This is a genomic window from Sediminicola luteus (assembly GCF_002514735.1).
Lineage (GTDB): Bacteria > Bacteroidota > Bacteroidia > Flavobacteriales > Flavobacteriaceae > HQA918.
Genome location: NZ_KZ300476.1, coordinates 30584 through 53359, shown reverse-complemented (window position 1 = coordinate 53359; position 22776 = coordinate 30584). Strand labels below are relative to the sequence as shown.

Annotated in this window: 12 protein-coding genes; 7 read left to right on the top strand and 5 right to left on the bottom strand. The window is 44.6% G+C overall.

Annotation, left to right across the window (positions count from 1 at the left end; all coding sequences use genetic code 11):
• Positions 1 to 6: 6 nt before the first annotated feature.
• From B7P33_RS00140 to B7P33_RS00125, 4 genes are all read right to left on the bottom strand, one after another.
• Positions 7 to 213, bottom strand: a complete 207-nt coding sequence (locus B7P33_RS00140) for a YgaP family membrane protein (protein ID WP_097439947.1) — start codon at positions 211 to 213, stop codon at positions 7 to 9.
• A 70-nt stretch (positions 214 to 283) separates the two neighbouring features.
• Entirely contained in the window at positions 284 to 895 is a 612-nt protein-coding gene (locus tag B7P33_RS00135) for a Crp/Fnr family transcriptional regulator (RefSeq protein WP_097440725.1), read from the bottom strand.
• Between the two features lie 105 nt (positions 896 to 1000).
• Entirely contained in the window at positions 1001 to 1954 is a 954-nt protein-coding gene (locus B7P33_RS00130) for a PorP/SprF family type IX secretion system membrane protein (protein ID WP_097439946.1), read from the bottom strand.
• Positions 1955 to 1980: 26 nt separating this feature from the next.
• A complete protein-coding gene (locus B7P33_RS00125; RefSeq protein WP_141402353.1) occupies positions 1981 to 16599 on the bottom strand; it encodes a T9SS type B sorting domain-containing protein in 14619 nt (4872 codons plus the stop codon).
• Between the two features lie 565 nt (positions 16600 to 17164).
• Here B7P33_RS00125 and B7P33_RS00120 point away from each other — a divergent pair.
• The 7 genes from B7P33_RS00120 (at position 17165) to B7P33_RS00090 (ending at position 21364) form a co-directional block, all read left to right on the top strand.
• Positions 17165 to 17797 (top strand): hypothetical protein, encoded by a 633-nt coding sequence (locus B7P33_RS00120; protein WP_097439944.1) that lies wholly within the window; start codon positions 17165 to 17167, stop codon positions 17795 to 17797.
• Between the two features lie 8 nt (positions 17798 to 17805).
• Positions 17806 to 19176: a 2TM domain-containing protein gene (locus B7P33_RS00115; RefSeq protein ID WP_097439943.1), complete on the top strand. Its 1371-nt coding sequence runs from the start codon at positions 17806 to 17808 to the stop codon at positions 19174 to 19176.
• Between the two features lie 12 nt (positions 19177 to 19188).
• Complete coding sequence (locus tag B7P33_RS00110) at positions 19189 to 19491, top strand: 2TM domain-containing protein (protein WP_097439942.1); 303 nt, start codon at positions 19189 to 19191, stop codon at positions 19489 to 19491.
• Between the two features lie 62 nt (positions 19492 to 19553).
• Positions 19554 to 19856, top strand: coding sequence for a 2TM domain-containing protein (locus B7P33_RS00105; RefSeq protein WP_097439941.1), 303 nt, complete (start codon positions 19554 to 19556; stop codon positions 19854 to 19856).
• A gap of 81 nt (positions 19857 to 19937) precedes the next feature.
• Positions 19938 to 20279: a 2TM domain-containing protein gene (locus tag B7P33_RS00100; RefSeq protein ID WP_245871574.1), complete on the top strand. Its 342-nt coding sequence runs from the start codon at positions 19938 to 19940 to the stop codon at positions 20277 to 20279.
• Between the two features lies 1 nt (position 20280).
• Positions 20281 to 20604, top strand: a complete 324-nt coding sequence (locus B7P33_RS00095; RefSeq protein ID WP_097439940.1) for a 2TM domain-containing protein — start codon at positions 20281 to 20283, stop codon at positions 20602 to 20604.
• A gap of 4 nt (positions 20605 to 20608) precedes the next feature.
• On the top strand, positions 20609 to 21364 hold the full coding sequence (locus tag B7P33_RS00090) for a LytR/AlgR family response regulator transcription factor (protein ID WP_097439939.1): 756 nt from the start codon (positions 20609 to 20611) through the stop codon (positions 21362 to 21364).
• Positions 21365 to 21387: 23 nt separating this feature from the next.
• On the opposite strand, the gene B7P33_RS00085 is transcribed toward B7P33_RS00090, so the two are convergent.
• The gene (locus B7P33_RS00085; protein ID WP_097439938.1) at positions 21388 to 22575 is read right to left on the bottom strand and encodes an LETM1-related biofilm-associated protein; all 1188 of its coding nucleotides are present in this window, start codon (positions 22573 to 22575) and stop codon (positions 21388 to 21390) included.
• Positions 22576 to 22776 lie beyond the last annotated feature (201 nt).

The following is a 22776-nucleotide window of genomic DNA, read 5'->3' as shown; positions in this document are numbered from 1 at the left end:
TTTATTTTATTTTTTAGAAGGGCATGTTTTAATGCCGAACAGGGTATATAAAGGGCAAAACCCGATTAGGCTGGTCAATACGAATACCCCCGCCAAAATCAGTAAGACCAATCCTAGTGTACCACTGATATGACCTAAATAATACAATACGCCAATTACTACTGCGATAATGATACGGATCAACTTATCCGTTTGGCCCATATTTTTTCCCATTTTCTTTATTATTTGATTAGATTTCAAAGATAGCTTCCGGTTATACGTAGAACAGTGACTTGTGTCACCACTAAACGATCTTTATTCCGGTTTTTGTGTTTTCCAGTTTTTCGGTGTACTCCAGTTTTTTGATTACACGGCTCACCACTTCCCTTGCAGTACCTAACTCCTCGGCTATTTGGCGGTGGGAAATCTTAATGGGATTGGTCTGTAGTAATCTACATTTTTCCTTTAGGTAGTCATATACACGAACATCTAAGGTATTGAATAGAATGTGGTGTATGGTATCGAGTAGGTCCGTATACCTTTGGGTAAACAAAGACATAAACCAACGGTTAAGTTCCGGGTAGTCTACAGACCATTTTGGCAATTCCGATACAGGTAGTAACATCACTTCGCTTGGCTCTTCCGAATAGGCGAATATTTGGCTTGGGCTATTTTGAGAATAGGCCAAATACGACATAATACAGCTTTGTTGGGGTTCTATATAATACAGCAAGAGTTCTTTCTCTTCCGTTTTGGTAATGACCTTCAATAGCCCCTTGGTTACTAAGGGTATACTACTTATGTACTGTCCTGGCCGAAGTATTTCTGTATGTGCTGGAATACTGACAGGTTCTGTTTTTTGCAATATTTCTGTGTTCAGGGCCGAAGAACTGAAAGGCAAGTTGGGTTGGGGCATAGGAAAGAGGTTTTTGGACAATTTACGAAATAGGGCCCAATTTGGGTGACAATAAAAAAAGGCCGTCGCATTGGACAGCCTTTTCATTTTTCGGGTATAATCACACTAATAGGTACATCTACAATTCGAGAGACCTTGGAAGAGGTCCATACCCACGGTGAGTACATGGGTACCTGTAGAATAGCCTAAGATTTCGTTCAAGATAATCTGATAAGAGTATCCAAAATAAAAATTCTTCTTTTTTAATCCGACCAAAGGTGCCAAGTATAATGGGCGACCAATTTGTTCGGCATCGTTTAGAAAGCGGTAGTTGATACCGGCATAATAGTAATCGTCAAAATCGTACCAACGGAACTTCAAGTTTAAATCAGTTACCGATCGGCCATCACTCTCAAAATATTGGAATAGGGCAGAGGGTTCTATTTCTAAACGGTCGTTCTTTTTGCGCTTATACCTGTAACCGGTATACACATAATAGTTGCGAAGTTTGTTAGGCTCAAAGGTAGGGTCGAATTGACTGATATCTTTTTCCAAAATATTGGCGGCATTCAACGAAAGGTAGAAGGCACCGCTTCTGTACAAAACCCCCACGTCGAAATTATGATTGGTTGTTCTACGGTCGTCGGTAATTCCTTGATCCCCATTCGGGTCGAATTCATCGATATCAATTCGAAATTGGTTAAATACATAGGAAGCACCAAATGAAAGAAACTGATCACTATAACGATCAATGGTCAAGTGGTGTGCAAAAGATAATTTGGCCCCTTGTTGTTTGGTATGCCCGTTAGAATCGTTGTACAGTACCATACCAATACCCGAGCGATCTCCCCAACGCATATCTGCGGCCAGGGTTTGGGTGTTCGGGGCATCTTTGATACCTACCCATTGAGAGAGCCCGTTTAAACGGATCTTAATATGGTCACCGATACCTGCATAGGTAGGTGACATGACGAAGGGGTTATCGGCCAAGTATTGCGATAACTGTGGGATGGTCAACTCCTGGGCCCCAGCAAATATGGGGGCCAGTAGGAGCAAGGGGATTAATAGTATTTTTCGCATTTTGGGTAGTAGGTTAAGTGTTTATTTTATCTATAGAGTGTAAAGTGTCCGACGAATTCACGATCGTCTTCCGCTCCGTTCAACTTAATGGTATACCAGTAATCTCCGGTTGGCATTTCGGTGGTTTGGTAAAAACCGTCCCATCCGTTGTCCTGTTGTCCGAACTTATAGATCTCCCTACCATAACGATCATATATTATGGTTATTATGTCAGGGAAAACTTCTGTGTTGCGTAGGACCCATCGGTCGTTCTCCCCATCACCGTTCGGGGTGAAGAAATTCGGTATCTCAATATCGATGAATTCCATAAAGATCTGCGATGTGGTCATACAACCATTTTGATCAACAACTCTTACGGTATAGGTGTCTGTGCTACCGATAAAGAAAGTGTTGCTTTCCAAGGGTTCGCTTTGGTCATCTAAGTAGTAAGTATAGTCCGGATTACCACCACCAGCGGTTATGGTTACTTCATTGATACCGGTGTTTTCCAATTGCAAGGTCAAAGCTTCGAAACTTTCAACGGTAAAGTCGATGGTTCGGGTACAACCGTTGGCATGGGCAATGGTCAAGAAGTGATCACCTGCCGGCATATTGGTGAAATCGGCCAATAACTGTAGATCATTCGGATCGGTAGAATCCATAGCGTACATAACATTCGGTGCTACCGAGGTATCTTCCAATACAATATTAAGGGCATTGGTCGGTACCGATCCCATATTACATTCGTAAACGGGTTCAACGGTAGCGTTCAAGTTGGCCCCTGGGGCAATGGTAACGGCCATATTCATCTCACAATCATTGGCATCCCTAACAAAGACTACATAGGTACCTGGTGCCAAGGAATCGTATACGGTCTGGTCGGCCGTAAAGTCAATTTCATGGTTAGAGTTCAAGGCCGTTCTATAGGGTGCGGTACCTCCGGTAATGGTAAGGTCGATCATACCATCATTGTTACCAAAACAGATCTCGTCTTGGGCGTCGGCGGCCAAAGTCAAGGTCTCGGGTTGGGTGATGGTGAATTCACGGGTAATGAAACAGCCGTTTACATCTTGGGCAATTACGGTATAATCGCCCGGTTCCAAATCAGTGAAGGTATTCACGGTATCGAACTGGTTCAAGTTGGGTGAAATGGCGTACTGATACCCACCGGAACCACCACTTAAGGTAACCGTTATAGAACCGTCGTTGGCTCCATTACAACTGATATTGTTGAAATCTTCGGTATAATCCAATGGTGTAGGTTCGGCAATGGTCAACTGATCTTCCCAAACACAATCGCCACTGTTTACACGCATATAATAGGTGCCAGCAGCTAGGTCGGTATACCTTCCGTCTGTATTGGTCGGACCAACGGCCACGGTTCGGGCCGCATCGGAGAATAGGCTATAACTGTAGTTACCCATGCCCTCACTGGCGCGCATACTTATTATGGCTGTGGCATCGCCACTACAGGCAAGGGTCGCGGCACTGGTATCGATATCGACTACTAGGTTACGGATCTCGTCTTCTGTGATTTCATTGGATAAGATGGCCGTACAACCATTGCTGTCCATGACATAATAACGGTAAGTACCATGACTTAGTCCGGTAAATACATGACGGTTTCCAAAATCCATAGCCACAAAACTACCTGGGGTACCGGTGGCACTCCAAGTATATGGTCCTGTTCCGCCAGATGCCGTAAGTTCCATTTCAAGGTCGTTGGCACAGGTCAAGGCCTGGGTGCGGTTCAGTTGGGCCACCATTGGGGTAGGCTCAGAGATTATGGCATGGGTTACGGTCTCGGCCGAACAACCTGCCTCATCGGTAACGGTAATGGTATAGTTGCCTTCGGTCAGTCCGTTGAAAATCGGGGAAGCCTGAGGTACCGAAGTACTGATTATGCTTCCGGAAGCGGCATCGTATCGGTTTAACTGATACGTTAGGGTTCCGAATCCGCCAAGGGCCGTGGCACTCACGGTACCGTTGTCGTCGCCAATACAATCCAATAGGTTGGTAAAGGCGCCCAAGGTTATACTTACTGGTGGAATATCGGCAATGGTGGCCGAGAAAGATGCATCAGTACACCCACGACTATCGGTTATGCTAATGTCATAGTTTCCAGGGGTAAGACCTTCGAAGGTAAAGGCATATACCATACCACTACTGTTGGCAGAATGACTTCCGCCAGAAGTTTGGTTTATACTAATGGTATATGGTGCTTCACCACCAGTAGGTTCTATAAAGAAGCTACCTTGGTCTTGAGTACATCCGGCATTACCGATCTCTACGGTATTGTCTACGATTGGGGCTGCAGGTCCGGCAATGGTTACAAAGCTTTCTTCGGTACATTGCGGATAAGCATTTTGTATAATCTCTACACGGTATACCCCTGCTGGTACGGTCACATTCACAACACCTGTTTGACCTACGGCACTGGTTTCCAGATTATCATCGGCACTATTGATAGGGGTATTGTTGGTGTCATATACGTTATAGTCAAAGGCACCTGCGTACCCGTCTAAACGGATATCGAAACTTCCGGTATCGCCATGACAAACGACTTCGACCACATTCTCCAGATAAATATCGAAATCTGGTGTAGGGGCCACAGTATGGGAAACCACGGTAACACAACCCGTAATATCATTGGCCACTTCAAATACATATGTACCTTCGGCCAAATCGGTGAATAGGCCGGTAGCATTGGATGTACCCGAGTTGATGTTGGTAAAGGTATAGGTGTGGCCTGAAGCCGGATGGCTCTCATTGGCGGTAATGGTAATATCCTCACCGGCATTGGCACAAGACAAACGATCGTCTATAGCTACCGTTGGTGCTAGTAATTCATTAAACGGAAGCACTGTGGCCGATGTAGTTACCGAACAACCGGCATCGTCATAAATGTTAATGTCATAGGTGCCTCCGGCCGTATTGGTTACGGTAAGCACGGGGTTGGTGCCATTTTGTACCACGGTAGCACCTAATCTAAATTCGTAACGCACATAGGTACCCGAACCACCGCTAACGGCTGCAGGGTCTACGGTAATGGTGGCATTATCAGTAGTATTACCCACGCTACAACCAAATTCGGTAACGACTGGTGCACCGGCATAGGCCATAAGATCGGGTTCTGTAATAACCTGAACGATATCTACATAACAAGCATTGGCGGCCGTAGCCCTAATGGTATAGGCGATACCGGCAGCCGTACCACGTAATCCGGTAAAACTGGCCGTGGTATTCGAATTACTACTTGGCAATATGGGTGAGCCAACCGAGCTTCCGTCGCCGGAAACAATGGCGAAGGTATAATTACCAATGCCATTATCGGTAACACCAACTTCGATTACCCCATCGTTCGCCCCATTACAGCTTACGTCACTAAAGGTATTTACGGCCGGTAGTGGGTTTAATGCTGGATCTAGGGTTATGGCAATGGTTTTGTTACAAGCATTGGCCGGGTCAGTGTCGGTAATGGTAACCGTATAGTTCACCCCATCGGTAAGTCCGGTAAATACACCTGGGGTAGGCTGCGCGATTCCGGCGGCTGGAGCAATGGCATAGCTAAAGTTACCAGAGCCTCCGGTTTGGGTAACAGTGATGTTCCCGCCCGGATTCGCACTACAATCTACCAATTTGTCGATGGTCAAACTCGGAACGATTTCCTCGAAAAGCGTTACACTATTGGTGGTTGTGGTACAACCCCATTGGTCAGTGATTACCACTTGATAGTCGCCGTTACCAAGACCACTGAACACTACGTTAGGTTGACTAGCCCTGAAATTACTGAAACTAGCGGCACCAATATCGGAGCGTTGTAATTGGTAACTATAGTTGCTACCCTGACCACCAGTGGTGGCATTAACCTCAATCTCACCATCCAATTCGGTACAATTGGCTTGGTTAACCTGAAGGTTGGCCGTAATGGCGGGTGGTACGATCAAGGTTATATTCGGTAAAAGGTTTTCTATACAACCTTGGCTATCGGCAATCCAAACCTGATAGGTGTCAGCAGACAGTCCGTCGAATCTGGATGTAGCTACAAAACTACCAGGGAAGGTAGGTGCAGGGGCCGTGGTCGGAGCCACGAAATAGGTATAACCGCCCCAACCACCAACTGGATTGGAAATTTCTATAACACCATCATTACCTGGAGTACAAGTAATTTGGGTAACCACTGGGGTAGCACTTAAAGCCGCCGCAGGTTCGGCAATGGCGAAATCGGCACGGTTGTTACAGGCCGGGTGGTTCGTCTGTGTAATGATTACGTAGTACGCACCAGCCGGTAAATTAACCGTGGTATTGGTTTGGTCTCCTGTGGCTTGCGATGCATTGGCTAGATCAAAGACTTCCCAATCGAAGTTACCGGCATAGCCACCAATTGGATCTACGATACTAAAAGTAGCACTACCATTGGCACCAAAACATACGGCATCGGTAGTGGCCACATCGACACTAAAAGTATCCGGGTCTTCTATTTCAAAAGTAGTTTCGGTAACACACCAACGCACCCCATCTTGTGAGTAACGGACTTTGGCCCTATAATGACCTACGTCCAAACCAGGAAATACTCCGGTCGCCTGGGCCGTAAGCGGATAGGCGGTGCCGTTGATTCCTTCAATACCGTATTCAATATTGGCAATTACACCAGGTATGGCTTGGGTAAAGCTTAAGGTGGCTTCGGCATCGCTTCCGGCACAACTGATAGGTGCGGTTAGGACAACAGGGTCAATGGTCAATTCAATAAATGGATTAACAGTTACTGTGGTAGTTCCTAAACAGCCGTTATCGTCGTAAACATTAACGGTATAGATACCGCCATTTAAATCAGCAATGTTAACGGTGTTATTTGGACCATCATAAATCGTACTACTAGATGAATCGATAAATTCGTATCGGGTAAAGGTTCCCGAACCTCCGGCCAAAGCGGCAATCGGTACGGTAATTACGGCTGGTTCGGCACTGTTTCCGGTGGTACAACCAAAAGGTGTCACCGTAATCTGGGCTGGGTCTACACTAACAACGGCAGGTTCGCCAATGGTTATTTCGGGCAGTGGTAACAACACACATTGGTTAGTACCTGTTCCTTCGATCCTATAGGTTCCTGCAGGCAGGTTAACGAATCTATTACCAACTTGGGTAGCACCCGCAATTGGTGTATTTGAGGTGTCCATTAACACATAGGTCAACGGACTTACGCTGTTTACCGTTTCGGTAATAATGATTTGTCCGTCAGATCCCCCATTACAACTAACATCTTGATGGGTTAGGGTAAATACCGGATTTACCAAGGCAGGTACTATTACAGTAAAGTTACGTTGACAGGCTGGAGCTATTAGTCCATTGTTTTCGTAAATGGTAATATCATAGCTACCCGCCACAGCGGCATCATAGGTAAATGTATTGCCCGGAACTGCTGTTCTGGCAATGGTGTTACCTCCAGCTGGGGCAGTAACTTCATATTCATACGAACCTGATCCGGCAAGAATGGCAATATCGATGCCTGCCTCTGGGGTTGTAGGGTCACAGCTTAGCAGTCGGTTCAAAGTAGCGGTGGCCTGAAGCGATTCGAATACCTGTTGGGTTGTCATATCACTACAACCGTTACCATCGATTACATAAAAATCGTAGTTACCAGCGGCCACATTGGTGAACACCCCACCATTGGCCACATAATCGGTGGCGGTTGGGGCAGTTCCGTTGGGTAACATGGCATATTGGAAAACGGCGCTACTTGGTGCGGCACCAGCAGAAGCGGTTACAGTTACTGTTGTGTTCGGTCCACAGTTATCGATGGCAATGGCATCTAAAGTAGGTGCATTGGTACGATCTATGGTAACTGGAATATCGGCACTAGCGCAGCCATACTGGTCACGTACCACCACCTGATAATTACCTCCGGCTTCAGTAGTAGGCACTTCAATCGGGTTGTTTCCGGAAGCAGCAACTATAGTGGTACCAGAAGTATCTTGTAGTTCGAAGGTATAACCTCCGCCGCCACCATTGATGTTGGTAACCTGTATAAGTCCGGGTTGGCTACAGCTGATATCCCTTGTTGCGGTTACTGTGGCCGTAAGCGGTTGTAATTCGTTAACATTACTGTTTTCACTTCCACTTACACAAGAATCTACATTACTGCCATCAACTTGTGTTACGACAATATAATAGTCTTCAGGGGCTAGGTTGTTTATAGTGATGGTGTTGTTAAAAGGTACGATTCCCGATGTGGACAAGGCCACAGGGTTACCTACTTGATAAAACTGCCATCGCATATTCGGTTGGGCGACATCTTCGGTCAAAGTATAGGTTATACTTCCATTATTGGCACCGTTACAACTTGGGTCAACACTGGCCACAATATCAATTGGATTTGATACCAAAGTGTTAACGTTTACATTACTTTGTCGCACGCAACCATTATTGTCACGCACATAGAAAACATAGGTGCGCCCAGGGGTAAGCCCTGTGAATACGTGAGGGTCTGCCAAGCCTTTTGGAGGGTTGGTCCAAGTAGCTGTAGCGATATTAAAGTTAGTAGGGTCTTCTGAGTAGGTGTACTCATAGGGCGCGGTTCCTTCATTACCTTGAACGGTAACTTGTAGGTCATTACATCCAACGATTACCGCAGAAATGGTAATATCCAGGTCATCGAGTGGGAAGGCCAAAATATATTGAGGCATATCTAATCTACACAGGGTATTACCCGAACCATCTACCGTACGTACCGAAGGCATAACGGCATTTCCGGAAGTGTAGCTAAATGGTGGATTGTCAAAATCTGGCGATGCGTACCAGTTGGCACCACCATCCGGACTATATTCCAAAGTACCTGCCAAACCGGCCGATACATTAATAAACCTAAATCCGGAAGCGGGGTCACAGGTGTTAGGCAAAATGGTCTCCACATCTGCGGTAAGTGCAGGGGGATTGGTAATAACCACATTCGGGAAGGTATTCACACATCCGTTGGCATCGGTGACCACGATATCGTAGTTACCCGAAGCAATAACCGGGAAGTTATGGCTGTCGGCAGCAACACTATTTATAATAGCCACTGCGGCACCGCCACCTGCAGGTTGTACCTCATAAGTGAAAGGTGCGATTTGGGCCATGTCGGCAGCGGTTAAAGGTGCTGCGGCAGGTCGTGTTAAATTTATAGCTATACTACCGGTGCCTCCATTACAGTTGGGGTCTGTGGCAATGGCCGAAACTTCCCATGGCACGGCTTGGTTTATGGCTTGGTTTAAAATACTTTCTTCACAATACCCGGCATTTCCGTTATTGTCACGAACATAAATGTCATAGTTATTGGCAGCCATGGCGTTGGTTACCGTAAGGGAATTGTTTCCTGCGGCAAAATCCCCATCAACAACAGCAGTCCCATTAGGAACGATGGCATATACCAAAGTACCGTTGCCACCTGCAGCGGTAACACTGATGTTTCCATCGGAACAACTTACATCGGTAATATTAATGGAAGCCGTTAACAACGGACTTATCGTAACTGTTTGGGTAGCGGTACAGGCAAAATTATCGCGTACTTCTACGGTATAGGTACCATTGGCCAAACTACCAAAGGTATGGGTGGTTACCGCGGCGCCCAAGGGCATCCAAGGACCACCGGCGATGCGGACATCGAATTCCCCATTACCTGGGCCTACTGAGGTTATGTTGATAACTATTTGGGCATCGTTGGCGCCAGAGTAACAGGCCGTGGGTGTAGCTGTAAATACCGGGTTGCTTGGAGCCACTACCACGATTGGGGCAGCTACCAAGGCCGTACAGTTTTCTTGATCACGTACTCGAATATAATACGTTCCAGCACCTAGATTGAAGGTGGTATTGCCCCCGTTGGCCCCAAATTCGAAACCGGGTACGGCAACGTTGGCCGCATCTTCTAGCTGATACTCATAGCCTGGGGTGCCGCCAGCCGCATTGGCCGTATAGATGGCACCGGCTACCAAACAGGTGTAGGCTTGGGTTTCTACTGCAGTTACACTAAGTGCAGCGGGTTCTGTAAGGGTATGGTTTATAGAGATGTCACAACCAGCAACTGGGGTGTTGGTCGCATCTAAATATTGGATTTCAATGGTATGTGCTTGGGCGGCTAAACCGTTAATAGTGGTTGAGGCCGTAGTGGTCGGGGCCGAGAAGCCGCCACCGTTTATTTGGTATTGGTAGCCATTGGGTCCAAAATTAGCTACTTCAAAAGTTATTGATCCATTAGTATCACCATTACAACCAATATTGGCCGAGGCGGTAACCGTGGCATCGAAGGCGCGGCCGTTTTCAATTACAACCGTGCTGTTTTCGGTACAATCGCTTCCGTAATTCACTACAATATTATGGGTGCCAACGGCTAGGTTGCTAAAGCTATTGCCGGGCTGGAAGGTGGTTCCTCCATCAATACTATAGGTATAACTGGGATCATTGGGTAAAATATCGACATTTCCGGTGCCATCACAGTTATAGGTTACACTGGTAGTTAAGGTAGGACGTAGGGGAAGCGGGTTGATAGTAATAGCCGGTAGGCTGATAAAACAACCTGTATCGGCGGCATCGCGAACACGAACGGTATGGTTTCCGTTGGTCAAGCCGGTAAAGGTATGGGTGCCCGTTCCTGAAGCCGCTGTCCATGGGCTTCCGTTAATGCTATATTGATAGTTTCCGGATCCACCGGTAGTTGGGGTAACCCCGCCAACGGTAATCTCCCCATCTACCAAACAACTATAATTTTGACTAAGTGCCGCTTCGGCGACTAGGGCAGCGGGTTCGGTCAGTGTATAAGTTTCGGTAACGATACAACCGTTATTATCACGAACGTCTACGGTATAGGTTCCTGCAGTCAAGTTTGGATAGTTGGTGATAGCGGTAAAACTACCTCCGTTAAAACGATAGGTATAGGGGGCCTCACCACCGGCCACACTTACGGAGATATTTCCACTCGAATCTCCATTACAAGTAATATGGGTAAGGGTTTCGGTAATAACAATTGGCGCGTCTTGTCCAACCGTAAGATCATACATAGCGGTACATCCGGCACCATCACGCACATAAACATCATAATCACCAGCTACACCTACCGATATAGGGTTGGTGGCACTAAAAGCACCTACTGCTGGGGCAGGGGCACCATCGGCAACCATGGCATAGGTATAACTGCCATCGCCACCGGAAGCGGTAATGTTAACATCTGTGGTAGGGGCACAGGCCGAAATATTCTCTGCCGTGGCACTCAAGGTCAATTGCGGATTTATGGTATAGGTTACCGGGTCTATAGTACTACAACCAAAACCATCGCGAACAGCAATAGTATAATCGCCATTGGCTAAGTTGGTAAAGGTATGGTTGGTAGCGTTGGCCGGACTTGGGGTAATCCAAGGTCCACCGTTTAGACTGAACTGGAAGCCACCATTACCGGGCACTGTGGTCACATTAACGGCAATACTTGCCGTAGATCCGCCAGAATAACAACTACTTGGTGTTACGGTAAAGGCGGGTGCAACCGGGTTGGTAATGGTAAAGGAACCATCGGTAACCTCACAGTCATTGGCGTCACGTACACGAACCACGTATTCACCAGCTCCGAGACCGTTGAATATTTGATTGTTTCCGTTAGCTACAAAACCATAAGCCCCGATTGGCGTACCACTTGTGTCTTCCAATTGATAGCTATAGGGTGCGGTACCGCCAAGAACGCTGTTTACACGTATAATGGCACCGCCATTAGAACAGGTCAGTGGGGTATTGATACCGGCATTAAGCGTTAAAGCTGCCGGTTCGGTGAGGTTTTGGTTTAGGGTAAACGGACATTCGTCTGCCGTAGCACCGTTTAGTCCATTAACGGCGTATTGTACCTCAATACTATGGTTTCCTGCGGCCAAATTAGCCGGAGTGGTAACGCTTGCCGTAGTGCTATTGTTCCAGGTGCCACCATCTATACGCCAATAATAACCATTAACAGGGTCAAAGTTATTGGCTTGGAAAGTAATGGTACCATCATTGGCACCGTTACAGCTTAGGTTGGTGAACCCAGTGATTTGGGTAGTGAACTCACGACCGGCCTCTATGGTAACTGGAGTATCTACTGTACGTTCACATACCTCTGGTAGCTGCTCTACTAAAAGGTCATCTATGGCAATATCGTTACCACCAATGGCAGTTTGGTTTGTTCGGATTAAAAAATCAAGTTCGGTATTTGCTCCGGGGTCAATATTGATTTCAAAGTCAATCCAGTTTTCATTATTCGGAATGTTACCTGTTTGTACCGGAGTACCTACGATAGTTCCAATGATTTGGTTCCCAGATCCATCGGTAGCATAACTTCCATCAGGATTTTTCGCACGAGGGGTTCTAACCTCGATGGTTAGATTAGGGTCTGCGGCTCCGCTCCAAGAACGTAATAGGTTAATGGCCGAGAACGAAATGCGGAGGTTTTGGTTAGGGATTACATCTACAATTTCTTTAATATAAATAGCCCTTCCAGGGTTAGGGTTACCTACATTGATTACTAAGTATCGTCCATTTGGATCTGCCCCGTTAGTACTATGGTCAGAAGGGTTTAGCCAGGCTCCAAATGGAGCTACGATACTACTGGTAACGGTATACTCCAAATCATTTACCGAGCGATTGTTTCCGTGTCCGGAATCGTGCGGTGAGCCACTCCAAATACCATCGTAGATTTGGGGCTCATAAAAATAACCGTTCGTATAGGGGTTGGGTATAGTTGGGCCGGAACCAAAATCATCGGCCAATAATACACTTGGGGTTGGGGGCAAGGTAGGTGTAAACCTTGTGGTCATGGTATAATTACCCGGCGCCAGATTATCGAAAGTATTGCTAGTTGGTGGGGTATTGGTAGTCCCATTGATCTCGTAAGTGAAATCGTAGGTTGGTTGGTCGTTGTTCAATACAACCCTACCGGTGCCATCACAATTGTAACCTATTATTGGGGTAATAACAGGTACCGGAGGGGCACCTTCCACAGTTAACGGAATGTCTATTTGACACCCACCGGCATCCCGGGCTGTTAATACATAGTTTCCGGGCAATAACTCGGTTTCCCTAGTGGCAGAAAAATTAACGCCATCGAAACTGAACTCATAGGGCAAGGTTCCGCCTTCCACATTAGTGAAACGTACGGTAGAGGCCCCGTTAGGGGTACAAGTTCCGTCCCGGGAGATACCCGCCGAAGCTGTAAAAGGGTTCGGGTCGGTCAAGGTAATGGTATCGGTTACATCACAACCTGAAGCATCGGTTACCCGAATGGTATAGGTACCCGCACCCAAATTGGCAAAGGTAGCATTGGGTTGATAGGTAGTACCATTATCTATACTATAGGCGAATGGAGCCAAACCACCTGTGTGGTTAATGGTTATGGAGGCCGAATTGGTTCCTGTACATCCAATAGGGTTGTTTATGGTGGTTGGGTCTAAGTTTAATGTCCCATTATCGTTTATGGTTACTTCGTTCGATAGGGCAAAACAGTTGTTGGCATCAACTGCCACAAAAACATAGTCGCCACCTTCACCAGGTGCGATTTGGAAATTAGTGGTAATACGATATTCTGCTGCGGGTATATCGGCAATGGTAGTATAGGGCGAGACCCCATCTTTACTCCAGATGGCAAAGAAATAGTTAGGGTTGGCAAACCCGCCACCAGCGGTCAGGGTAATGATACCGTCATTACATCCAATATCTTGGGTGGTAACTGCAGATAGGGTAACGTCGGGTACGCGGGTTACATCGATAACCGAAGTATCGGAACAACCATCTTGGGTTGTAGTAACCACTTCGTACTGCCCGGGGTTAAGATTGTTAAAGGTATAGTTGTTATCTACTTGGGCCGTTTCGTCATCGACCAGGGTACGGGTACTTGTTATGGGGTCTATACTATAGAGTTCATAGTTATAGTTCGCCCTAACATTATTGGCTTGTACGGCAATGGCCCCACCAATATTACAGGTGGCCTGGGTAGTTACAAGGTCTACTTGCAACTGACGGTTAAGGATACCGATATCAGGCGTACTGAAAATACAAGCATCGGCAATTGGGGTGCCGCTACCATCGGTTTGGGTTACATCTACCCTGTATGCACCATTGGTGTTGATATCAAAACTGTTGGCACCCGCCCCAGTTTGGAAAGGGATCAGTATGGCATTGTTGGTAATATCGACCAGTTGGAACGCATATCCAGCACCTAAATTGGTAATGGTAATATTACCGTCGGTGGTACAGTAAATGTCTTGACTGGTATAATCAATGTTCAAATTGTTTTGGAAAGCATTAAAATAGTAACGGCTGGTACAACCATTGGCATAGGTTAGAATCACCCTATAATTACCTTCATTATTTACGGTATAGTTGCTTCCGGTACCCACATTGGCCCAGTTACAGGCCGAGTTTTTATTGGCACAGTCGTCTCCTACGTCGGCACAGCTTCCGGGTACCATACGTTCCCAAGTAACACTTGGGTTGGTGGTGAAATTCAATGCGATTTCTTGTGAATCACCTACACCACATAAAAAGATTTTTGGTAAAAGATCTCCATCTATAGAACAGCTAACAATTTCACCTTGTACATCATTGGTAGGGTCGGCATCTGCATTTTGGGCATTGAACCAATCTACGATAGGGTTGTTTTGATTGGAGTCGAAATAGCTAACGTTGATGATCTCGCTAAGATCTAGACATGGATCGGGTACGGTTTTACTCACTATGTAAGTGCCCGGACTGGTAACCAATAAGGTACTTGGGTCACCATCGGGATCACCATCGTTCATGACTTGGTCAGTTGGGTCAACCACATCGTTACCGTTGAGGTCCCTTACCCACTGGTATCCCGTAAAGCCATCACCGGCATCGAGTATTACATCTGCACCACAGAGTTCAACATCACGTTCAAAACTACAGGCCGATAGGTCGTCCAATAAAAAGTTGGTAGCCCCCGGGGTGGCCAATCCACAAGCACTAAGATCCGATACACTAGGGTCGTCGGTTATAGGCCTTGTATTTAAGGTTCCGGTATAATATGAGTAGGCTATATTTTCGATTACCGTACTACAGGCATCTACAAAATCGGTACAATTTGAAGCTATTTGTACACGTAAACGTATGGTATAAGTTGGGTCTCCTTCCTCTACCAAGTCGTTAGGGACATCAAATCGGATATCATTTCCGTTTTGGGTCATGGTTACTCCTGGTGCACCGGTTAGATCGGCACTAACAAAAGAAGTGTTTACAGGGAGAACATCCCTGATATAATAATTAAGGGCATCGTCATTACCCCGATTCTGGAAATTAAGGATGTAATCTAAGGTTTGCCCTAGGTTTACCCCGGCACCGGTTATATCATTTCCGGCAATATCCTCGACCCTTTTCTCTACGACCACTTCCGGTTCGATAATATCGATACTCATGGTATTTAAAAAGAGGTAGGTAATATCTCCTGACCCATTCAACAACCTAATATTAATCTCGGCACTGGTTTGGTCGTTGGGCAATACCGAGTTGGCCGGGTTGGGTAGGTTGATCAAATCGGTATCCCAGCCTAGATTGTTCAAACTGGCCGGGTTTTTATCGGTTACCCATTGATCGAAACGGGTAATGGTACTATTGAAAAAGTTGTTCGATGGGTTTTTTGAATTACTGATAACCGTCCATGGGTCACTAGAGTCAGCCCTAAAACGCATTTGAGGTCCAACGAAAGGTCCGTCGCCTTCCATGGCGGAAACCCCGATTTTGGCATTTACCGGAAGCGGGGCAGGCAGGGTTCGAAACCCACTGAATGGAAAGGTTACGCTATTGCCATTAGAGATGGCCGCAAATCCATCGAAGGTAGAAATATATTTACTTGTTAGGTTCGGATTTTCGTAGATGATCACCATGGTCCATCCGCCCAAGTTACCACCACGTTTGCGTTCTTGGGTGGCCACTACGTTGGCAATGGTATATTCCCCGTTAGGGTTATCGCCAAGGGTTTGTAACAAATGGGTTACATTGGCATAATTCAAATAGGGGGTATGAATAAGGTCTACCTCTTGTTTACCGGGATCGGTATTGCCATCGCGATCGGTATCACCATTTTCATCATAAATCCTTTCATATTCAAAAATAGGATCGCTACCTGGTCCTATATCTACATAAGTGCCACCGGGTATCTTGAATTTTACGCTTTCATAGGGTTGGTCTCGATTGGCGTCTATCGGAGTACCACGATTGTCGGATGGGTGTCCGATATTATAGGGATAGGTACCCCCCCAATATAAGCCAGCATAAATAACCCGAGAACAAGTTGGGGCGTTCAGTTCCGCACTACTCGAACTAAAGGTACTGGCATCGCCATCAATATCGATATAGGCCATGGGAACATTCTGGTTGTTGGTACCCATATTGTCGTAGGCCAAATTCGGATTGAAACTGTTGTTATCGCCTGGGGTGTTCGGATGATTGTATGAGGGATCCGTATAATAATTGTTACGGTCTACTCGGGTATTCAATATGGTATTCGATAATATTGTTAGGTCCCCTTTTACTTTTATGTTATCGTCTACCAAACGAGGAGTAAAAGGCACACCCACTTGAGCGTGAATGATTGGGGTCAAACCCATAAATGCCAATACGAAAAGTAGGGGCAAAAGATAGCGATTAGGACTCGGTTTCATGGATGCTGAAAATTTGGTGATGGCTGTGACCAAGGTTTGTAGGTGATTATTTAGTTTCAGTTCAATAGCTCCCTGATGGGTTTTTATATTGGAATTCGAGAAATGGCCTTTGTGGGAAATAGGACCATCGAAAACCTTTGAATCCGGTTCGGTAACCAATAAACTGCTTGTTCTGCTGTGCGTTTTCAATAGTAGTTGGTGTAATTTTTGGGCATTTGTGTATATACCCAAAAACAAATTTGGCTCAATGGGCACGCAATACGAATCTTATGTTGTAGGCCAAATCAAAATTGTTGTGAAAGGGCGGAAACAAATGGTGTGTAAAATCGACACGGTGTATGAAAAAATCGGTGCAAGTAGTTGAACGGTATGTTTTTATAGTTTACCGGCTACAAGGAGTAAGAATAAGGCTACGAACTGGAAAATAGCGAATAAGTAACTTGGCTTAAACAATAAAAATCATTGCTACTACAATTCGGTAACCCATTTATACAATTCGGTAAGCTTTACTTGAAATAGGAACTGCTTGTTTTCATTTTTGTGTCGTAATCAAAACTAAAACGAAATGAAACGAACAGTTACCCTAGTAGTGTTAATGATACTCTCGCTAAGTATTAATGCACAAGACAAGTACACCCAAGGTATGGAAAAAGCATTCGGATTGTACAATGATGGAAAATTCATTGAAGCTTCCCATATGTTTGAGCGTATTGCCATGGCCACACCAGATAACTGGTTGCCTTATTATTATGCGGCCCAAACCCTAAATGTAGATGCCTTTTCCAAATTGAAAGATTCTGAAAAACTGCAAGCTACATTGGAAAAAGCGCAAGGTTTTTTAGACGTGGCCAAAGGCATTAGTCCGAAAAACGTTGAGATAATGGTACAACAGGCCATGATACATACGGCCTATATCGCTTCTGACGGGGCTACATATGGCGCTAGTTTGTCACCAAAGGTCCAAACCTTGTATGCTACCGCACAACAAATGGAACCTGACAATCCGAGGGTAGTTTATTTACAGGCCGAATGGAATATGGGTGCCGCCCAGTTTTTCGGCAAAGACCCTAGTGTTTATTGTAACGACCTTAAGCGGGCCATGGAACTTTTTGCTACTTTTAAGCCTAAGGGGCCTTTTTACCCAGATTGGGGTAAGGAAAGAGCCGAAACTTTGTTGAACAACTGTGCATCTAAGTAATAAATCTAATGCAGAATCCAAATCAAAATTATCGTAAAACCGGCCTGGTAAAATATCTATACAGCGGATTTATTATAGGTTGTATCATTTTCTTGATTGAAGTCCTGGTGAGGTGGTTGTCTGGAAAACCGTTTTCGTTCGATTCGGGCCTGTTCCAAGTGTTTGGCTACCACCAGATTTATGCGATTAGCCTAACCCTGATCAACTACGGTTATTTTGATTTGTTAGATTCCCGGTTTAACTGGAAAGGAACGGGAAAGCGTAGGCTGTGGGTTGGTGCGATCGGCAGTGTGGTCTTAACGGTTTTAGGGGTGTTTATTATTCGTTTGAACCTTGAAATGGTTGTTGAGGGCGAAGATTGGAAGACCTTTATTAAAGGGGAACATCCGTTAATTTATTTGGCCACTTTATTTATTGCTATAGTCGTTTCAATAACCTATCACGCCATTTATTTTTACAAGCATTGGCAAGAGAAAAAAGTAACCGAGCAAAAAATAATAGCGGGTACGGCATCAGCGAAATTCGACGCCTTAAAAAATCAATTGGATCCGCATTTTCTGTTCAATAGCTTAAATGTTTTGACCAGTTTGATAGACGAAGACCCGGATCAGGCCCAGAAGTTCACTACTTCCTTGTCTAAAGTGTATCGTTACGTACTGGAACAGAAAAATAAAGATTTGGTAAGTGTAGATGAAGAGTTGGCCTTTGCCCGTACCTATGTTAGATTATTAAAAATGCGGTTCGAAGATAGCATAGTTTTCGAGATACCCGATGCCGCAGCTAACCCGGAAGCCAAATTGGTTCCCTTGTCCTTACAGTTGTTGTTGGAGAATGCCGTAAAACACAATGTGGTAACCCAAACCAGACCCCTAAAAGTTAGGGTATATGAAGAGCAGGGAAGTTTAATCGTTACCAATAACCTTCAAGAAAAAGAGGTGGTCAAAAAAAGTAGTGGGGTGGGCTTAAGAAATATTGTTCAACGCTACAACCTGTTAACAGATAGGGAGGTACGTATACTTAAAAGTGCGGCCGATTTTAGTGTAAGCCTGCCTTTATTGACAAAAAAAATAGAAGTAATGGAACCAATTGTACAACAAAAGACCTATATAGAAGACAAACGATACGAAAAGGCCCGGGAAAGGGTAGAGGCCATGAAGGGTTTTTATGGCAACCTTACCGCATACTGCATCGTTATCCCATGTTTGGCCCTATTGAACTATAATACCACAAGTTTTCCTTGGGTAATCTTCCCTACTATGGGTTGGGGTCTGGGACTTTTGTTTCATGGAATGGAAGCATTTGGCTATAATCCCTTCTTTGGAAAAGGATGGGAAGAACGTAAGATCCGCGAATTTATGGATCAAGACAATACAAAATAAACCAATCGGATCATGGATAATAATCAACATAGTTATAACAAGGCCCAAGAACGGGTACTGGAAATAAAAGGGTTTTACAGTAAGCTCATGTCTTCTGTAATAACCGTAATCATTTTGGCAGGAATTAACTACTATTTAAATGCATGGAGTTACCCTTGGTTCTTATGGATTGTTGCCATTGTTGTTTTGGCCACGGCTGTTCGCGCCTTTAAGGTGTTCGGGATCAATGGGGTATGGGGTTCGCAATGGGAAAAACGTAAGATCAAAGAGCTCATGCAAAAAGAAGAAGATAACCAAAATTCCCGTTGGGAATAACGCTATGTCTTTTCCCATAACCCAAAATACTAGAAATAATAACACCTTAATCAACGGCAATCATGGATCAAAATAAGCACAGTTACGAAAGGGCCCAAAAACGGGTTCAGGAAATAAAGAACTATTACATCTTTTTAACCATCTCCATAGCCACGGTAATTATGGTCGGCGGCATCAATTATTATGTGAACGAATGGCGTTATCCTTGGTTTTTATGGGTTGCCTTTGGTTGCGGATTGGCCTTAGTGATCGGAGGTATAAAAATATTCGCTGTAGATGGCAGGTTAGGTAGCCATTGGGAACAAAAGAAAATCAAAGAATTTATGGAGAGGGAAGAACAACAAAACAATTCCCGTTGGGAATAAAAATTATTGTAATTACATATCAAAAAACGAATAGGCCATAACGAAATGGGTAACTGGGCTAAGCCCAAAACTGCCTAAATAATGGCCATAAAAAGAAAAATCATGGAGACTATTGAAGAACAAAAACGCAAAAGGGCCAAGGAAAAGGTCGATAAAATCAAAGGGTTTTATATCCATTTTATGGTATACCTAGGGGTCAACATCTTTATTTTGGCCAGTATTGCCATAAATCTTAGGGAAGGGGAGAGTTTTTGGCAACTTGGTCATTTTTTCACCTTATTCTTTTGGGGAATCGGGGTGGCGATACATGCCATGGGGGCCTTCGCCTACTTTCCATTTTTGGGAAGGAACTGGGAAGAGCGTAAAATCCAAGAGTTGATGGATAAGGATAAGCAAGATTCCGAACGTTATAAATACCGTTAATATGCAAACTAATACTGCTTATACAAGGGCCCAAAAACGTGTACGGGAAATAAAGGGATTTTACCATCATGTCGGGGTTTTTATAATCGTAATGTTATTTTTTTTGGTGTTAAGAGCTTTCGGGTTTCGATTTTATTTTGTGAATTTTGATGCCGTAGATCCTGCCTTTGGCGATTGGCTAGATTGGAACTTGATATTCTTTCCGGGAATATGGTTGGTTGTTTTAATCGTGCATGCGGTTCAGGTGTTTTGGTTAAAATCGGAGCGGCTACGAAATTGGGAGCAGCGAAAGCTTAAAGAAATATTGGATAAAGAACAAAACTGAATAGATGAAGGCAATAATCATTGAAGACGAAAGACCGGCGGCACGTCGTTTAAAACGCTTGGTAGAAGGTATGGATGTACCCGTTTTGGCCATGCTGCATTCGGTAGAAGAATCTATTGAATGGTTTCAACAGAACGAACAGCCCGACCTTATTTTTTTAGATATTCAATTATCCGACGGGCTTTCGTTCGAGATTTTCGACCTGATACAAATCGATTCTGCGGTTATCTTTACCACAGCTTATGACGAGTATGCCCTACAGGCCTTTAAATTGAATAGTATCGATTATTTGTTAAAGCCCATAGACGACGAAGAGTTGGAGGTGGCGCTTAAAAAATTTAGGCAACGTACGGCTGCCCAAAAAACGGGTGGGTTCGATTTTGAGGATATCAAAAAGCTTTTGGTTAATCCTATTGAGCGTGACTATAAAAAACGCTTTACGGTGAAGGTGGGCCAGCACATTAAAATCTTACATGCCGATGATATCGAATGTTTCTACAGTGAGAACAAAGGTACCTATGCCGCGACTATTGATGGGCGTAATTATTTGATGGAAACCACATTGGAATTGTTGGAAAAAGAACTTAGGCCCGAAACTTTTTTTAGGGTGAGTCGCAAGTTTTATGTGAACATCAACCATATTGCCGATATCGTCTCCTATACCAATTCCCGTTTACAGTTAAAAATGAACAAGTTTAAAGAGGGCGAGATCATCGTGAGTCGCGAGCGTGTAAAAGACTTTAAACTCTGGTTGGAATAAAGAATTATGCCTATCCATATACCTTAATCGTCCTCAATACGATTATCATCAAAGGCCGAAGGTAAAAGTTTAGGGATCAACTTAATGAAAATAGGGAGCAAAACCGCGCCACCGGGCAACATAAAAATGGCCAAAGACGGAATACTCTTAAAAATGTCGAGCAATTGTTTTTGAATTTTCTTCTTTTCCTCGGCATCCAGATCCCGCAAGGTCGATTGGGTGAGCAGATAAAGCAGTTCCTTACTCTCCGAAAGTTCCTTTAACAAACGTTTTGAGTTACGCTTGATCAAACGGTTTACCATTTTAGACATATTGTCGTAAAACTGGGTAGCTAGGTTATGGTCTTTATAATGTGGAATGTCTTCTTTATGTTCCGCAAAGAATTTACCCACCCAAAAAAGGGAATCCCGAGTGGTTTCCTTGCCAAAGCCCAATTCCCGGCCAATAGTATGTATGCGGGCGGTTTCGGCATATTTTAAGGCTTGGTCTTCCCATACCGTTAAACAGGCCATATCGAGCAAATAGGTTTTTTCACTTTTTCCAAATCGTTCGAGATTTATGCCGGTCTGGGTTTCTGAATAGGTTGGGGTATGATCAACGAACGAAAGGGAGGCTTCTAGTATATGGGCTAGTTTTTTATCTTTTTTATGGGGTTCCTTTGCTTCCAGACTTTGTAGGGCCAAACCTATGGTAGCATATTCCAATTCTTGGGCAAAACCCAAAATATCACGCGATTCCGATAAAAAGCGTCTAAAGGTCAATACATCGATACATAGTAGACCGTTGGTCACCAAAGAAGTAAAGGTCTTGCTAAAAACATTGTCGGCAATATGAATACGTGAATCGAGTAGCTTTTCAAGTTGGGCCGAGGTCTTTTTACCACTAATGATCTTTTGTAGAAAGGAAACCTTGCCTACATCCAATTTTTGGTAGAATTGGAAAACAATTTCAATGAACCGTTCAAAGTCTTGAGAACCCTTCTCCAAGGCGTAGGTTTGGTAGAGCGCGTTTAAAAGGTTCAATTTTGCCTTTTCGTCATCGTGAAGTTTATGCTCCGTTTCAATGAAGTCTGGGGAATACAGGTTAAACCCATATATAAAGCCTGTGGCCTTAAGGTCTTCGTATAGGCTTTCGAAACTGAGGTAGCCGTTCTTGTTTTTCGCGTCAAGGCTACCGAATTTGTCTATCCAGCCAGAGGCAGATGGGTTCATAAATCAATTTTGAAAAGCCAATTTACTCCTTTTTCGGTATACAGAACTCGGAAAAAAGGACAAAGACCATAGAACCATTGTCAATTCCACTACTTCGTTTCGCTTTTCATCGTTTGTCCCCTGTTTAAGCAACCTACCTTTACGGCATTTTCGCAACAATTTGCCATTTTCGATGTATTTTTTGCCGTTCGTATAACCAAC

Excerpts from the sequence above, each read along its gene's own strand:
- B7P33_RS00090 (WP_097439939.1), top strand. The coding sequence starts at position 20,609 with ATGAAGGCAATAATCATTGAAGACGAAAGACCGGCGGCACGTCGTTTA.
- B7P33_RS00125 (WP_141402353.1), bottom strand. The coding sequence starts at position 16,599 with ATGAAACCGAGTCCTAATCGCTATCTTTTGCCCCTACTTTTCGTATTG.
- B7P33_RS00110 (WP_097439942.1), top strand. The coding sequence starts at position 19,189 with ATGGATAATAATCAACATAGTTATAACAAGGCCCAAGAACGGGTACTG.
- B7P33_RS00085 (WP_097439938.1), bottom strand. The coding sequence starts at position 22,575 with ATGAACCCATCTGCCTCTGGCTGGATAGACAAATTCGGTAGCCTTGAC.
- B7P33_RS00105 (WP_097439941.1), top strand. The coding sequence starts at position 19,554 with ATGGATCAAAATAAGCACAGTTACGAAAGGGCCCAAAAACGGGTTCAG.
- B7P33_RS00135 (WP_097440725.1), bottom strand. The coding sequence starts at position 895 with ATGCCCCAACCCAACTTGCCTTTCAGTTCTTCGGCCCTGAACACAGAA.
- B7P33_RS00120 (WP_097439944.1), top strand. The coding sequence starts at position 17,165 with ATGAAACGAACAGTTACCCTAGTAGTGTTAATGATACTCTCGCTAAGT.
- B7P33_RS00100 (WP_245871574.1), top strand. The coding sequence starts at position 19,938 with ATGGCCATAAAAAGAAAAATCATGGAGACTATTGAAGAACAAAAACGC.
- B7P33_RS00115 (WP_097439943.1), top strand. The coding sequence starts at position 17,806 with ATGCAGAATCCAAATCAAAATTATCGTAAAACCGGCCTGGTAAAATAT.
- B7P33_RS00095 (WP_097439940.1), top strand. The coding sequence starts at position 20,281 with ATGCAAACTAATACTGCTTATACAAGGGCCCAAAAACGTGTACGGGAA.
- B7P33_RS00130 (WP_097439946.1), bottom strand. The coding sequence starts at position 1,954 with ATGCGAAAAATACTATTAATCCCCTTGCTCCTACTGGCCCCCATATTT.
- B7P33_RS00140 (WP_097439947.1), bottom strand. The coding sequence starts at position 213 with ATGGGAAAAAATATGGGCCAAACGGATAAGTTGATCCGTATCATTATC.